At 60.3% G+C, this 13,422-nt stretch carries 14 protein-coding genes; 11 read left to right on the top strand and 3 right to left on the bottom strand.

What is annotated here, in order from left to right:
- Positions 1-9: 9 nt before the first annotated feature.
- The 4 genes from ACR3E4_RS01000 (at position 10) to ACR3E4_RS00985 (ending at position 4,674) form a co-directional block, all read left to right on the top strand.
- Entirely contained in the window at positions 10-1,332 is a 1,323-nt protein-coding gene (locus ACR3E4_RS01000) for a PQQ-like beta-propeller repeat protein (protein ID WP_480531648.1), read from the top strand.
- A gap of 49 nt (positions 1,333-1,381) precedes the next feature.
- Positions 1,382-2,845 carry a ribosome biogenesis GTPase Der gene (gene der, locus ACR3E4_RS00995; RefSeq protein WP_480531649.1) on the top strand — a complete coding sequence of 488 codons (1,464 nt, stop codon included), beginning with the start codon at positions 1,382-1,384 and terminating at the stop codon, positions 2,843-2,845.
- Between the two features lie 164 nt (positions 2,846-3,009).
- Complete coding sequence (locus ACR3E4_RS00990) at positions 3,010-3,996, top strand: fatty acid desaturase (protein ID WP_480531651.1); 987 nt, start codon at positions 3,010-3,012, stop codon at positions 3,994-3,996.
- Between the two features lie 90 nt (positions 3,997-4,086).
- The gene (locus ACR3E4_RS00985; protein ID WP_480531653.1) at positions 4,087-4,674 is read left to right on the top strand and encodes a helix-hairpin-helix domain-containing protein; all 588 of its coding nucleotides are present in this window, start codon (positions 4,087-4,089) and stop codon (positions 4,672-4,674) included.
- Positions 4,675-4,726: 52 nt separating this feature from the next.
- Here ACR3E4_RS00985 and serS read toward each other — a convergent pair whose 3' ends face one another.
- The 3 genes from serS to ACR3E4_RS00970 form a co-directional block, all read right to left on the bottom strand.
- Positions 4,727-6,019: a serine--tRNA ligase gene (gene serS / locus ACR3E4_RS00980; protein ID WP_480531655.1), complete on the bottom strand. Its 1,293-nt coding sequence runs from the start codon at positions 6,017-6,019 to the stop codon at positions 4,727-4,729.
- A 70-nt stretch (positions 6,020-6,089) separates the two neighbouring features.
- A complete protein-coding gene (locus tag ACR3E4_RS00975; protein WP_480567040.1) occupies positions 6,090-6,929 on the bottom strand; it encodes a mechanosensitive ion channel family protein in 840 nt (279 codons plus the stop codon).
- 2 nt (positions 6,930-6,931) lie between these two features.
- The gene (locus ACR3E4_RS00970) at positions 6,932-7,753 is read right to left on the bottom strand and encodes a hypothetical protein (protein ID WP_480567039.1); all 822 of its coding nucleotides are present in this window, start codon (positions 7,751-7,753) and stop codon (positions 6,932-6,934) included.
- Between the two features lie 192 nt (positions 7,754-7,945).
- On the opposite strand from ACR3E4_RS00970, the gene yajC reads away from it, so the two are divergent.
- From yajC to ccmB, 7 genes are all read left to right on the top strand, one after another.
- Positions 7,946-8,233, top strand: coding sequence for a preprotein translocase subunit YajC (yajC, locus tag ACR3E4_RS00965; RefSeq protein ID WP_170325331.1), 288 nt, complete (start codon positions 7,946-7,948; stop codon positions 8,231-8,233).
- A gap of 33 nt (positions 8,234-8,266) precedes the next feature.
- Positions 8,267-9,928 carry a protein translocase subunit SecD gene (gene secD, locus ACR3E4_RS00960; protein ID WP_480531659.1) on the top strand — a complete coding sequence of 554 codons (1,662 nt, stop codon included), beginning with the start codon at positions 8,267-8,269 and terminating at the stop codon, positions 9,926-9,928.
- 1 nt (position 9,929) lies between these two features.
- Entirely contained in the window at positions 9,930-10,898 is a 969-nt protein-coding gene (gene secF / locus ACR3E4_RS00955) for a protein translocase subunit SecF (protein WP_480531661.1), read from the top strand.
- Entirely contained in the window at positions 10,891-11,637 is a 747-nt protein-coding gene (locus ACR3E4_RS00950) for a sulfite exporter TauE/SafE family protein (protein ID WP_480531663.1), read from the top strand. Before secF ends, ACR3E4_RS00950 begins: the two co-directional genes overlap by 8 nt.
- Before the next feature lie 9 nt (positions 11,638-11,646).
- A complete protein-coding gene (locus ACR3E4_RS00945; RefSeq protein ID WP_480531665.1) occupies positions 11,647-12,000 on the top strand; it encodes an Mth938-like domain-containing protein in 354 nt (117 codons plus the stop codon).
- 144 nt (positions 12,001-12,144) lie between these two features.
- Positions 12,145-12,759 carry a heme ABC exporter ATP-binding protein CcmA gene (ccmA, locus tag ACR3E4_RS00940; RefSeq protein WP_480531667.1) on the top strand — a complete coding sequence of 205 codons (615 nt, stop codon included), beginning with the start codon at positions 12,145-12,147 and terminating at the stop codon, positions 12,757-12,759.
- Complete coding sequence (ccmB, locus tag ACR3E4_RS00935; protein ID WP_480531669.1) at positions 12,756-13,412, top strand: heme exporter protein CcmB; 657 nt, start codon at positions 12,756-12,758, stop codon at positions 13,410-13,412. The genes ccmA and ccmB overlap by 4 nt, the downstream gene beginning before the upstream one ends.
- Positions 13,413-13,422 lie beyond the last annotated feature (10 nt).

Here is a 13,422-nt window from a genome sequence, read left to right as displayed (position 1 = left end):
CATTTGATCATGGTTGCACGTTACTTCTCACGCTTTGGATTGCCGGTTGCGGCGATTGCCCTGACCGCGCTGAGCGCCTGTCAGGAACCCGAGGTCATTCTGCCGGGCGAACGGGAAGATATTCGTCCTGCCATCGACAACGAAACGGTTGAGACGCGCGGGGCCAAGCCGATCAGTGTTCCGGCCCAAAGCCGGAACGCCAGCTGGGCGCAAAGCCCTGGCACCCCGGCGTTTCGGACCACAAACGCGGCACTCAGTTCGACGCCTCAGCGAATCTGGTCGACCAATATCGGCAGCGGCGACAGCCGCAAACAGCGCATCACCGCCGATCCGGTTGTTGCGGGCGGGCTGATCTATACGCTTGATTCCGGTGCCAATGTCTCGGCGGTAACGCCTCAGGGACAGGTCGCCTGGAGCACGAATCTGATCCCGGCCACCGAGAAAGAGGCGGACGCCACCGGTGGCGGGCTCGCCTATGCAGATGGGGTCCTTTACGTCTCATCCGGGTTTGGCCGCCTGACTGCGCTGGACGCCAAAACGGGGGCGCAGAGATGGCAAAAGCGCCTGAACGCGACCGGCAGCGGCGCGCCTTTGGTCAATGGTGGTATCCTATATCTGGTTGCCGGGGATGAAACCGGCTGGGCGGTGAACACCAAGGATGGCCGGATCATCTGGCAGATCGATGGCACACCAAGCGTTGGTAACGTTCTGGGCGCACCTGCGCCGGTCATCGCGTCAGAGTTTTCGGTCTTCGCCTTTGGCTCTGGCGATGTCGCGGCGACCTTCCGCCGTGGCGGCATCCTGCGTTGGAACGCGTCGGTCGCGGGCGGGCGCCGTGGTCGCGCATCGGCGCAGATCGTGGATGTGACCGCAGGGCCGATGGTGTCTGGCAACGCGATCCTGATCGGCAACCACTCGGGCCGCACCGTTTCGTTCGACGTCGATTCCGGCGAGCGGAACTGGACCGCGCCCGAAGGTGCCGTCGATACAGTCTGGCCCGCCGGAAACAGCGTCTTTCTGATCAGCGACCGCAGCCAGTTGGTGCGGTTGAACGCAGCGGACGGGGCCATTGTCTGGGCCATCGACCTGCCCGGCTTTGTCAAGGACCGACCGGGACGCCGCGGACCAATCTTTGCCCATTACGGCCCGATCATGGCTGGCGGACGGCTGGTCGTGGCCTCGAATGACGGTTATCTGCGCTTCTTCAATCCTGTCGACGGCGCGCTGGTGCATCAGGTTGAAGTGCCGGGTGGCGCGACGACAGCACCGGTTGTGGCGGGTCAGACGCTCTATGTCGTGTCGACCAAGGGTGAACTGCACGCTTTCCGTTGACGACAAGATGCGTTAAAGGGCGCACCTTGAGTCTTGAAAGTTGAGTATCATGTCGCTGACCCTCGCCATCGTGGGGCGCCCGAATGTGGGCAAATCCACTCTGTTCAATCGCCTCGTGGGCAAACGTCTGGCGTTGGTCGACGACCAGCCCGGCGTGACGCGTGACCTGCGCGAAGGCGAAGGGCGTCTGGGTGATCTGCGCTTTACCGTGATCGATACCGCGGGTCTTGAGGATGCCACCGATGACAGCCTGCAGGGCCGGATGCGCCGCCTGACCGAGCGTGCGGTGGACATGGCCGATGTCTGCCTGTTCATGATCGACGCGCGTGTGGGCCTGACGCCCACCGATGAGATGTTTGCAGAGATTCTGCGCAAACGGTCCAAACATGTGATCCTTGCCGCCAACAAGGCCGAAGGCTCGGCAGCGGATGCCGGGGTTCTTGAAGCGTATAACCTCGGTCTCGGTGAGCCTGTGCGCCTGTCGGGTGAACACGGCGAAGGGATGACCGACCTTTACGCGCAACTGATGCCTCTGGCCGATGCCGCCGAGCAAGCGCGGGCCGATGAAACGCCGCAAACCGATATCGAACTGGATGAAGACGGTGAGGGCGAAGCCCCGCTGATCACGGCTGACAAACCCTTGCAGGTGGCTGTGGTTGGTCGCCCGAATGCGGGCAAGTCCACCCTGATCAACAAGATCATCGGCGAAGACCGCCTGCTGACCGGTCCCGAAGCCGGCATCACCCGCGATGCGATCAGCCTGCGGATCGACTGGGCCGATCCGGATGGCGGCAGCACTCCGATGCGGATTTTCGACACTGCGGGTATGCGCAAGAAGGCGAAAGTGCAGGAGAAGCTGGAAAAGCTCTCGGTGTCAGACGGCTTGCGTGCGGTAAAATTCGCCGAAGTGGTGGTGGTCCTGCTGGACGCGGCGATTCCGTTTGAGCAGCAGGACTTGCGCATTGCCGATCTGGCCGAGCGTGAAGGCCGCGCCGTGGTTGTCGCCGTCAACAAATGGGACATCGAAGAGGACAAGCAGGAAAAACTGCGTGACCTGAAAGAGTCTTTCGAGCGCCTGCTGCCACAACTGCGTGGCGCGCCCTTGATCACCGTCTCTGCCAAAACAGGCCGGGGGTTGGAGCGTCTGCGCGCGGCCATCCTGCGGGCCCATGACGTCTGGAACCGCCGTGTTCCGACGGCTGCGCTGAACCGCTGGCTGACCGCGATGCTGGAACAGCACCCGCCGCCAGCGCCGCAGGGCCGCCGGATCAAGCTGCGCTATATGACACAGGCCAAGACCCGCCCGCCGGGTTTCGTGGTCATGTGCTCGCATCCCGACAAGATGCCCGAAAGCTATAACCGCTATCTGGTCAACGGCCTGCGCGAGGATTTCGACATGCCGGGCACCCCGATCCGGCTAACGCTTCGCGGGCAGGGGGACAAGAACCCCTATAAGGGACGCCGCAAGAAAAACGCTGGCGCCCTGGCCAAGCATCTAAAGGGACGCGCGTAACTGCGCTAATTTGCAGCGTTTTCAGACAGGGGGCGTGACAGCCCCTTTTTCGCGCGCTAGCATTCACGAGCGTGCATTTGTTTCGTGCGCAGCTTGTCTGCGGGATTTCCGCACATAATTTTTGGAAACAGGTAATAACCGGACCACCCTGGGGAGCGGGCGTGATGGATCTGAGGGAATATACAAGACAATACGCGGTGCAGGACAACCGGCTTGCCGCGCTCAGCTATTTCGGAACATTCGTAGTGTATTTCGCATCGCTGACCCTGGCGATCGTTAATGTCGACCGTTGGTATGTCATGATCCCGGCGGGGATCGTTTTTGCCTTCTCGGCTGTGCGTCTTTACGTGCTGCAGCATGATTGCGGGCATCATTCCCTGTTCGAGACGCGGCAGCAAAACGAATGGGCGGGCCTCGGGCTGTCGCCGTTTACCTTCGCGCCATTCGAAGTGATGAAACAGAATCACAATCTGCACCATGCCGGGATCGGCAATCTTGAACATCGTGAGACCGGCGAAATTCATACCATGACGCTGCGCGAGTGGAACGCCTCGGATTGGAAAAAACGTTTGTTCTACCGGCTTTACCGCAATCCGTTCATTCTGGTTCCCGTGGGCGCGCTGTTCACTTATTTCATTCGCTATCGCTGGCCCAAGAACACCGTTCGCTTCGGCGTGATGGGCGTGCTGCTGCACAACCTGTCGATCATCGTGTTTCTGGGGCTGCTTTATCTGATCGCGGGCAGCACGGGCATTCTGGTTTGGCTGGTGTTTTCACTGCTGGGCGGGATGCTGGGCGTGTTTCTGGTGTATCTGCAGCATAATTTCGAGGACACCTATTGGGATCGTCGCCCCGATCTGGACCCGCAGCTTGCGGCGTTGCAGGGGTCATCAGCGCTGGATTTCGGATGGTGGTTTGACAATGCGGTGGCGTGCATCACATTGCATGACATCCACCATTTCAACGCGCGTATCCCGTCCTACCGGCTGCGCGCTTGCCACTATAATCTGCCGCCCGAATATACCCCGCGCCGGATCAAATTCCCCGAGGCGGTGGCGGCGCTGAACCTTAAACTGTGGGATGAAGAGGCCAAACGTCTGGTCCCGTTCCCCAAACGGCCACAGGGGCAGGGGCTGGTTCAGACCGGTTGATGGGGGCCTGAGGCAATCGGCCTGATGCTCTTGCCGGGGTGTGCAGGCCATGTATGTACAAGCATAAGGGACGACAGGAAAGGACCCGCAATGACTGCAGTTTCTGATGTGCGCGGTGTGGGACCGGCGCTGGCACAAGCGCTGAGCGCAAACGGCTTCAAGACGGCTGAGGCTGTTGCAAATGCCAAGCCCGAAGATTTGGCTAAGGTACCGCGTATCGGCACTGCGCGGGCGACAGTCCTGATTGCCGCCGCAAAAGTGGCTGTGGCTAAACCGACCCCGGCCAAGGCTCCTGCACGCCGGGCACCCAATCGAAAACCCCCGGCGCGTCGTGCATCCGTGCGCAGTACCGCAGCTGTGAAGAAAGCCGATGCCGAGCGTAAGGCCAAGGCTGAACGAGAGGCTGCGGAAAAGCGCGCTGCGGCAGAGCTGGCAGCGGCTGAGGCCAAGGCGAAAAAGAAGGCGAAAGCCAAGGCCAAGGCCGAGAAGGCCGCCCGGAAGAAATCCGAGATGGAGGCCGTCTTCTCCAAAGCCAAGGAAAAGGTCAAAGAGAAAGCCAAGAAGGACAAGAAGTCCAAAGGCGACGGCAAAAAGAAGGCCGATAAGAAGAAGTCGGACAAGAAGAAGACCGACAAGAAATCCAGCAAAAAGAAGAACAAGAAAAAGGCGAAGAAGTAATACCTTCTCCGCCTTGGTTTATCCAACCGGCACCATTTGAGTGCCGGTTTTATTATGTCAGGGTGCCATCGGTCTGCAGGGTCAGCTTGCCGCCCAGATAGGGGGCCAGAACTTCGGGCAGGCTGACCGTGCCATCAGCGTTCTGTCCGTTCTCCAGCACTGCGATCAGGCAGCGACCAACCGCAAGGCCCGATCCGTTCAGCGTGTGCACGTATTCCGGCTTGCCACCACCTTCGGGGCGGAAACGGGCGTTCATGCGACGGGCCTGAAAATCGCCGCAGGTCGAGACCGAACTGATCTCGCGATAGGTGTCCTGACCGGGCAGCCAAGCCTCGATGTCATAGGTGCGACGCGCGCCAAAGCCCATATCGCCGGTGCACAGGATGATGGTGCGATAGGGAATGCCCAGCTTCTCCAGAATCCCTTCGGCGCAACGCAGCATGCGTTTTTGTTCGTCATCCGATTTGTCCGGATGCGTGACCGAGACCATTTCGACTTTCTCGAACTGGTGCTGCCGTAGCATGCCGCGCGTGTCCTTGCCCGCGCTGCCCGCCTCGGAACGGAAGCACAGCGAATGCGCGGTATAGCGGCGGGGCAGATAGCTTTCCTCGATCATCGTGTCGTTGACGATATTGGTCAGCGAGACCTCAGAGGTCGGGATCAACCACCAGCCTTCGCGGGTCTGATAGCTGTCTTCGCCGAATTTCGGCAATTGACCGGTGCCCTGCATCATCTCGGAGAGAACCAGAACCGGGCCGTTCACCTCGGTCAGTTCGTTCTCGTTGATATGCGTGTCCAGCATGAACTGCGCCAGCGCGCGGTGGATGCGGGCAACACCGCCGGACAGCAGCACGAAGCGCGAGCCGGAGAGTTTCGCGGCGGTTTCGAAATCCATCCCGTTCTGCACGGCTTCGATCTCGAAATGCTCTTTGGGTGCGAAATCCAATTCGCGCGGCGTGCCCCAGCGGCTGATTTCGACATTATCGTCCTCGTCCGCACCTTCGGGCACATCCTCGGCGGGCAGGTTGGCGATGCGGATCAACTGGTCGGTCAGCAGCGCGTCCAGATCTTTGGCTTCGGTCTGCATCCGGGCTATCTCGGCCTTTTTCTCGGCGACCAGAGCGCGCAGGCGTTCGAATTCGGCCTCATCGCCGCGCCCTTTGGCGGCGCCGACCTCTTTGCTGGCCTTGTTCTGTTCGGCCTGAGCGGTTTCGGCGGCGAGAATCTTGGCCCGGCGGCTTTCGTCCAGCCTCAGCAGATCTGACGACACCGGCGCGTCCCCACGGCGCGCAAGGGCGGCGTCGAAGGCGGCTGGGTTTTCGCGAATGGCGCGGATGTCGTGCATGGTTCAGATCCTTAAATGCGTGAATCACTGCAACCGCTTATGCACCATCTGAAAGGCGGGGTGTAGCACCTTACGACTTATCCGGTTCCTCGTGGGTTTCATGTGCCAGATGGCCATCCCATTCGCCGGTCGGAATTTTCGGTTCGGGCGGGTCAGCCATGTAGGACGGCGTCATGATCTGCACATTGTTCTCGTTGAATACGGCCACGATATTGCGATGCAGGTCCGAGCGGATTTTGGGAATACTGCTGCCCCGCGTTGTGAAGCCGTTGATTTGATAGTTGATTGCGTAATCCGCCAACGCGGTCCACAAAACAAAGGGTTCGGGTTTGACCTTGATGCCCTTGGTGCGGTGGGCGGCCTCGATCAGCATCGCCTCGACTTTCTCGGGCGGTTCCTCATATCCGATACCGACAGTTGTATGTAACAACAGCCCATTGCCATCCGTTTTCTTCGAGAAATTCACCACATCCGAATTCATCAACTGGGCGTTGGGGATCGAGATCAACTCGTTCTTGATCGATTTCAGATGCGTCTCCATCAGCTTGATCCGCACCACGTCGCCGACATGTTCTCCGATCTGGATGCGATCCCCGATCGAGGTCGAGCGGCGGTAGATCACAAAGAGCCCCGCCAGCATGTTCGATACGACCGAGTTCGCGCCCAGCGACAGCATGGCACCGACCAGGATGGTCAGCCCCTGAAAGGCTGCAGAATCCGAGCCCGGAATATAGGGCACTGCAAAGACCAGAGCGATCAGGATCACGACGACCCGCGCGATGTTGAAAGTGGGGTTCACCCAGTGCTTTTCGAAATCACCCATTTCGAACGAGCCCGCTTCGACCGCATCGAAGAAAACGCGCATGCCGCGAATAATATACAGCGTTATCCAGGTGATAAGCACCAGCATGATCAGGTTCGGAATATAGCTAGGACGCCCTTGAAGATCAGCAGAACCGGTTCGGTCAGATAGGTCAGCAGCAGCTGGGCGAAATACCGTGTTTCGGCAAAGGCCAGCAGCACGAAGGACAGATAGTAGTAGAAGCCGAGGAAAAAGATCACCAGCAGGATGAAATTCAGGCCATAGCGGATCAGCGCCGCAATGGCTTCTGCCTGCACGCTTTTGGCCGTCGCGGTTTCGACGTCTTTGAGATAGCGCTTGACCAGTTCCAAGGTGCGCCGCCGGATCCTGCGGTGCAGCCACAGGATGACCACGATGAACAACGCAAAGCCAAGGGTCCACGCGGCTGCTTCAATCGCGCCCGACACGCGCGCCTGCTCGGTGCGGTTTGCGCGGTAACTTTCGATCGACTGCTTGATCGCATCACCGTGCAACACGCTGAGAACGCTCAGATCCATCTGATCAAGTTCGGAATCCGCATCCGTGACGATGGATATCTGTACGCCGTTGGCAAAAATCCGGGTGCCGAATTCCGAATCTTCGAAAGTTATGGACACTTCCTTGGCGTCAGAGGCTTCGGCGACCTCAATGATCTTGTCCTGCACCCGCTCGGCGCGTTCCTGCGCCGGTAGCGCGCTGGAGCCGCGCAGATGGAACAGCGTATCGCCATCCACGATCACAGGCGCCTTGAACACATCTGACAGCGCCTCGTCGGCGGCGGGCGCTTCATTGGCTGCGTCCTGCGCCCAGGTTGGCAGCGCAAGCAGGCTGAGCCAGACAGCCGCAGCCAGCAGGCGGGTAAGTGTGCCAAGGGTTTGGATTGATTGAATCATTGGGCCTCCTGAGGGGCAACTATATCGAACGGGGACCGCCTGCCTAGAACATATCTGCAACGCCGTTCAGGAAACCTTGCGCGCCGATCCGGCAAAGGGGGCCGCCTTTGCTTGCAAACGCCCGATCCAAAGCATAGGTTCCCGCAAACTTTGCAGAGAGTCCTCTGCATCATCAGAACAAAGGAATATCCCATGGAAGGTGGCGCAATCGCCCAGTTTCTCCCGCTGATCCTGATCTTTGCGATCATGTATTTCCTGCTGATCCGTCCGCAGCAGAAAAAGATGAAGGAACATCAGGCCATGGTCGAGGCCGTGCGCCGGGGCGATCAGGTTGTCACCCAGGGTGGGCTGATCGGTAAAGTGTCGAAGGTCAAGGAAGGCGAGAACGAGATTGAGGTCGAGCTTGCCGAAAACGTCAAGGTGCGTGTGGTCAAATCGACCATCGCCCAGGTTCTGAACAAGACCGAACCTGCGAAGTAACTTCGCGCGACAATTCCTTGAAAAGGCAGGGTAATGCTGCAAATTGATACCTGGAAGCGGGTTCTGATCTGGTCGGTCTGTGTGATCGGCCTGCTCTTGGCCCTGCCGAATGCGTTTTACACGCGCGTTGAGCAATCCAACGATGCCAAGACCGCGATCGAGCTGGGCATCGACACGCCCGAGATGCAGGCTGAAGCCGGGCAATGGCCCAACTGGCTGCCGTCGTCTCTGGTCAACCTCGGGCTTGATTTGCGCGGCGGTGCGCATCTGCTGGCCGAGGTCAAGGTCGACGATGTCTACGAATCCCGGATGGAGGCGATGTGGCCCGAAATCCGCGACGCGCTGCGTGATGAACGCGCGACCGTTGGCACGATCCGCCGTCAGGACTCGGCTCCTGATCAGATTCGCCTGCGCATCAGCCAGCCCGAAGGCATGTCCCGCGCTTTGGAGGTTGTGCGCGGCCTGGCCCGTCAGGTGCAGACACTGACTGGGGCAGGGGCCACTGATATCGAGGCTTTCGCCGATGGAGACACCATCGTGGTGCAACTATCCGAGGCCGAGAAGCTGGCCTCGGATGACCGTACCGTGCGCCAGTCGCTGGAAATCATCCGCCGCCGGATCGATGAGGTCGGCACCCGGGAACCCACCATTCAGCGCCAGGGCGCAGACCGTATCCTGATCCAGGTGCCGGGCATCGGCAGCGCCGGTGAATTGAAAGAGATCATCGGAACCACAGCTCAGCTGACGTTCAACCCTGTGGTTGGTCGCGGCACTGATCCCGATGCGGTTCCGGGCATTGGTGAAAAGATCATTCCCTCGTTGGATGAAGACGGGGTCTATTACACTCTGGAATCTGCCCCCGTGGTAACCGGTGAAGAACTGGTCGATGCCCAACCCTCGTTCGATCAGAACGGTCGCCCGGCTGTCAGTTTCCGCTTCAATACCTCAGGCGCGCGCAAATTCGGCGACTACACGCTGGAAAATATCGGCGCGCCCTTCGCTATTGTTCTGGATGACGAGGTGATCTCGGCCCCCGTGATCCAAAGCCACATTCCCGGCGGCTCGGGTATCATCACCGGCAATTTCACCGTTGAGGAAAGCACTAATCTGGCCGTTCTGCTGCGCGCAGGCGCATTGCCCGCCGGGTTGGATTTCCTTGAAGAGCGCACCATTGGTCCCGAACTGGGGCAGGACAGCATCGACGCGGGTAAGGTGGCGACCATTGTGGCCTTTGTCGCGGTACTGGCCTTCATGGCGCTCAGCTATGGTCTGTTCGGCCTCTTTGCCAATATCGCGCTGGTGCTGAATGTCGGCCTGTTGTTTGGCATGTTGTCACTGATCGGGGCCACGCTGACCCTGCCGGGGATCGCGGGTATCGTTCTGACCGTGGGTATGGCGGTGGACGCCAACGTGCTGATTTTCGAACGCATCCGAGAAGAACTGAAATCCGCCAAAGGCCCGGCGCGTGCCATCGAGTTGGGCTATGAAAAGGCGCTGTCGGCTATTGTCGACGCCAACGTGACCACCTTCATCACTGCCGTGATCCTGTTTGCCATGGGCAGCGGTCCGGTGCGCGGCTTTGCCATCACGCTGGGTCTGGGCATCCTGACCTCGGCCTTCACAGCGATCTTCGTGACGCGCCTGATGGTCGTCATGTGGTTCGAACGCCGCCGTCCGAAAACGATCGAGGTTTGACATGAGACTGAAACTCGTACCGCAAGAGACCTCGTTCGATTTCTTCAGCCGCTGGAAGCTGTGGCTGGGAATCTCGGCCCTGTTGATGTTGATCAGCTTCGGGTCCTTCCTGCTGCAGGGCCTGAACTTCGGCATCGACTTCCGCGGCGGGACCACGATCCGCACGCAAAGCGTGCAAGAGATCGACGTGGGTGCCTATCGCGATGCCATCGCGCCGCTGGAGCTGGGTGATGTGACCATTACCGAAATTTTCGATCCGACCTTCGGGCCGGACGAGAACGTGGCAATGATCCGTATTCAGGCGCAGGACGATGCCGAGGCGGTGGCAGCCAGCACGATCACTGCAGTGGAGCAAGCGCTGCAAACGGTGGTCCCGGAAATCCAGTTCGTCTCGGTCGAATCCGTGGGCCCTAAGGTCTCGGGCGAACTGATCCAGACCGCGGTTATCGCGGTCGCTTTGGCGATTGGCGCGGTGCTTGTGTACATCTGGCTGCGCTTTGAATGGCAATTCGCGTTGGGTGCCGTGGCCGCACTGGTGCATGACGTGATTCTGACCATCGGCATCTTCTCTGAACTGCAAATCCGCTTCGATCTGGCCATCATCGCGGCCCTGCTGACCATTGTCGGCTATTCTCTGAACGACACGGTGGTGGTCTTTGACCGGGTGCGCGAGAACCTGCGGAAGTACAAGAAGAAAGACCTCAAAGAAGTCCTGAACATCTCGATCAACGAAACCCTCAGCCGAACGGTCATGACCTCGGTCACCACCCTGCTGGCGCTGATCTCGCTCTATGTGCTGGGCGGAGACGTCATCCGAGGCTTCGTCTTCGCGATGATCTGGGGCGTGATCGTCGGGACCTATTCGTCGGTCTTTGTGGCCTCGACCATCCTGTTGTGGCTGGGGGTCAAACGCGACTGGTCGAAACCGTCGAATACGGCGGGCAACCAGTTTGCCAACATCGATGCCTGAATATTTCGGCCAGACCCCAACCGGTCTGGCCGTTATCCTTTCCGCCGCCCTGATCGGAGGGATCGTGCGCGGCTTTTCCGGGTTTGGCACCGCCCTGATCTTCCTGCCGCTCGCCAGCCCCTATCTGGGCCCGTTCGGTGCGATTATCGCACTGACCATCATGGATATCTTCGGGCCGCTGCCGAACCTGCGCCGCGCCTGGGGCGCGGTCGACAGGGCCGATCTGACACGCCTGGTACTGGGATGTGCAGTGATCCTGCCACTTGGCCTGTGGCTGCTCACCCGTTCCGAACCGGAACTGTTTCGTTACCTCGTCAGCCTGATCTCGCTGTCGATGCTGACTGTGCTCATCCTGGGCTTGCGGTATCGTGGCGGGGTGGGGCGGGGCATGGTCGCAGGGATCGGGGGTGCTGCGGGGTTTCTTGGCGGTATCGCGGGTCTTCCGGGCCCGGCAGTCATCCTGTTCTACATGTCGCGTCCGCTTCCAGTTGCCGTGATCCGCGCCACGATCCTGCTGTTCCTCTTCGCCTTCGATTTCCTGATCCTCGGCTATCTCACCGGAATGGGGCGGGTCACCTTTGCGACTGCGGGAATGGGATTGCTGCTCGCCCTTCCCAACATTGCAGGCAACTGGCTGGGCGGCTGGATGTTCCGGCCCGAGCGGGAAAAGCTCTATCGCATCACTGCCTATCTGGTGATCGCGTCCGCGGCCTTGTCCGGACTGCCGCTTTGGGGTTAAAACCCCGCCATGCGCCTGAATGAGATCACCTACACCAATGCCCTGCCTGTCGACGGCTACGGCCCCGGCTTTTTTCGCGTTGGCGGACAGGTGCATGAAGGCCCAATCCTGACTGGCCCCACAGGTACGGCGCCATGGGGCGGTTATGCGGACGAAGACACGCTTCTGGCCTTGTCCGACCAGATCGACGTCCTGTTCATCGGCACCGGCAAAGACCTGACCCACATACCTGCCAACCTGCGCAAGACGCTGGAAGAGGCCGGTATCGGCGTCGAAATCATGAATTCCCCAGCCGCCTGCCGCACCTATAACGTGCTTCTGTCCGAAGGCCGTCGTGTCGCGCTGGCGCTGATCCCGGTCTAGGGATCCGTTCTTCATCTGGCTGAAAATATCCCGGGGAGCGCGAGGGGCTGGCCCCTCGCTCCGACCTTGCCAGACAACATCCCCCATCCACTCTGCGGCAATTCCGACCTTTTGCCCGCGCCCGCAATCCGCTAAGCGGGCGACATGACACTGACAGTAACCGATCTGGCCATCGCCCGAGGCGGCGTTCCCGTGCTTGAAGGGCTCAGCTTTTCGCTCTCCGCCGGAAAGGCGCTGATCCTGCGAGGGCCAAATGGGATCGGCAAGACGACCCTGTTGCGCACACTAGCTGGCTTGCAGCCGCCGCTGGCCGGTCACATCGAAGGGGCCGAGGATCAGATCGCCTATGCTTCGCATTCTGATGGCCTGAAACCAACGCTGACAGTGGTCGAAAACCTCAGCTTCTGGGCCTCGGTCTTCGGAACACGAGGGATCCAAAACGCACTCGACGCTTTTGCCCTGAACGAACTGGCCGACCGGCACGCCGGAAACCTGTCGGCAGGACAAAAACGCCGCCTCGGGCTGGCGCGGATGCTGGTCACCGGACGACCGATATGGATGCTGGACGAACCGACCGTGTCCCTGGATAAAAACGCGGTGCAGATGTTCGCTGATGCTGTTCGCACGCATCTGGGGCAGGGAGGGTCCGCGCTGATCGCCACCCATATCGACCTCGGCCTGGACGGAGAGGTTCTGGATGTCGGCCCCAATAAGGCCAAGCCCAAACCCATCGACGATTTCGACGGAGGCTTCCTGTGATCGCCCTGCTGCTGCGCGACCTGAAACTGGCCTTCCGCGCGGGCGGAGGATTTGGCCTGGGTCTGGCCTTCTTCCTGATCGTGACCGTGTTGGTGCCTTTCTCGGTCGGTCCGCAATCTTCGCTGCTGTCCACCATCGCGCCGGGGGTGCTGTGGCTTGGCGCTCTGCTTGCGTGCCTGCTGTCCCTCGACCGCTTGCTGGCATTGGATTGGGAGGACGGCTCGCTCGACCTGCTGGCCACCGCGCCGCTGCCATTGGAATCCGTGGTCACCATCAAGGCGCTGGCCCATTGGCTGACAACCGGCCTGCCGCTGGTTCTGGCGGCGCCGTTTCTGGGTGTGTTGCTGAATCTGCCTGTGCCCGGTTTCTTTTGGCTGGTCATCTCGCTGCTGATCGGCACTCCGGCCATGAGCGTCATCGGCACTTTCGGCGCGGCCCTGACCGTCGGCCTGAAGCGCGGAGGACTGCTGTTGTCGCTTCTGGTCCTGCCGCTTTACGTCCCAACGCTGATCTTCGGGGCCGAAGTCGCCCGGCGCGGGGCCACCGGAATGGAGACACAAACCCCGCTGCTTATGCTGGCCGGGATCACCGCCGCCACGGTTGCGCTGCTGCCCTTTGCCAGCGCCGCCGTCCTGCGTATCAATCTCAGATGACCGGAACGAT

It is taken from the genome of Ruegeria sp. AP11, assembly GCF_056535865.1.
This window is presented reverse-complemented; position numbering and strand designations above follow the sequence as displayed.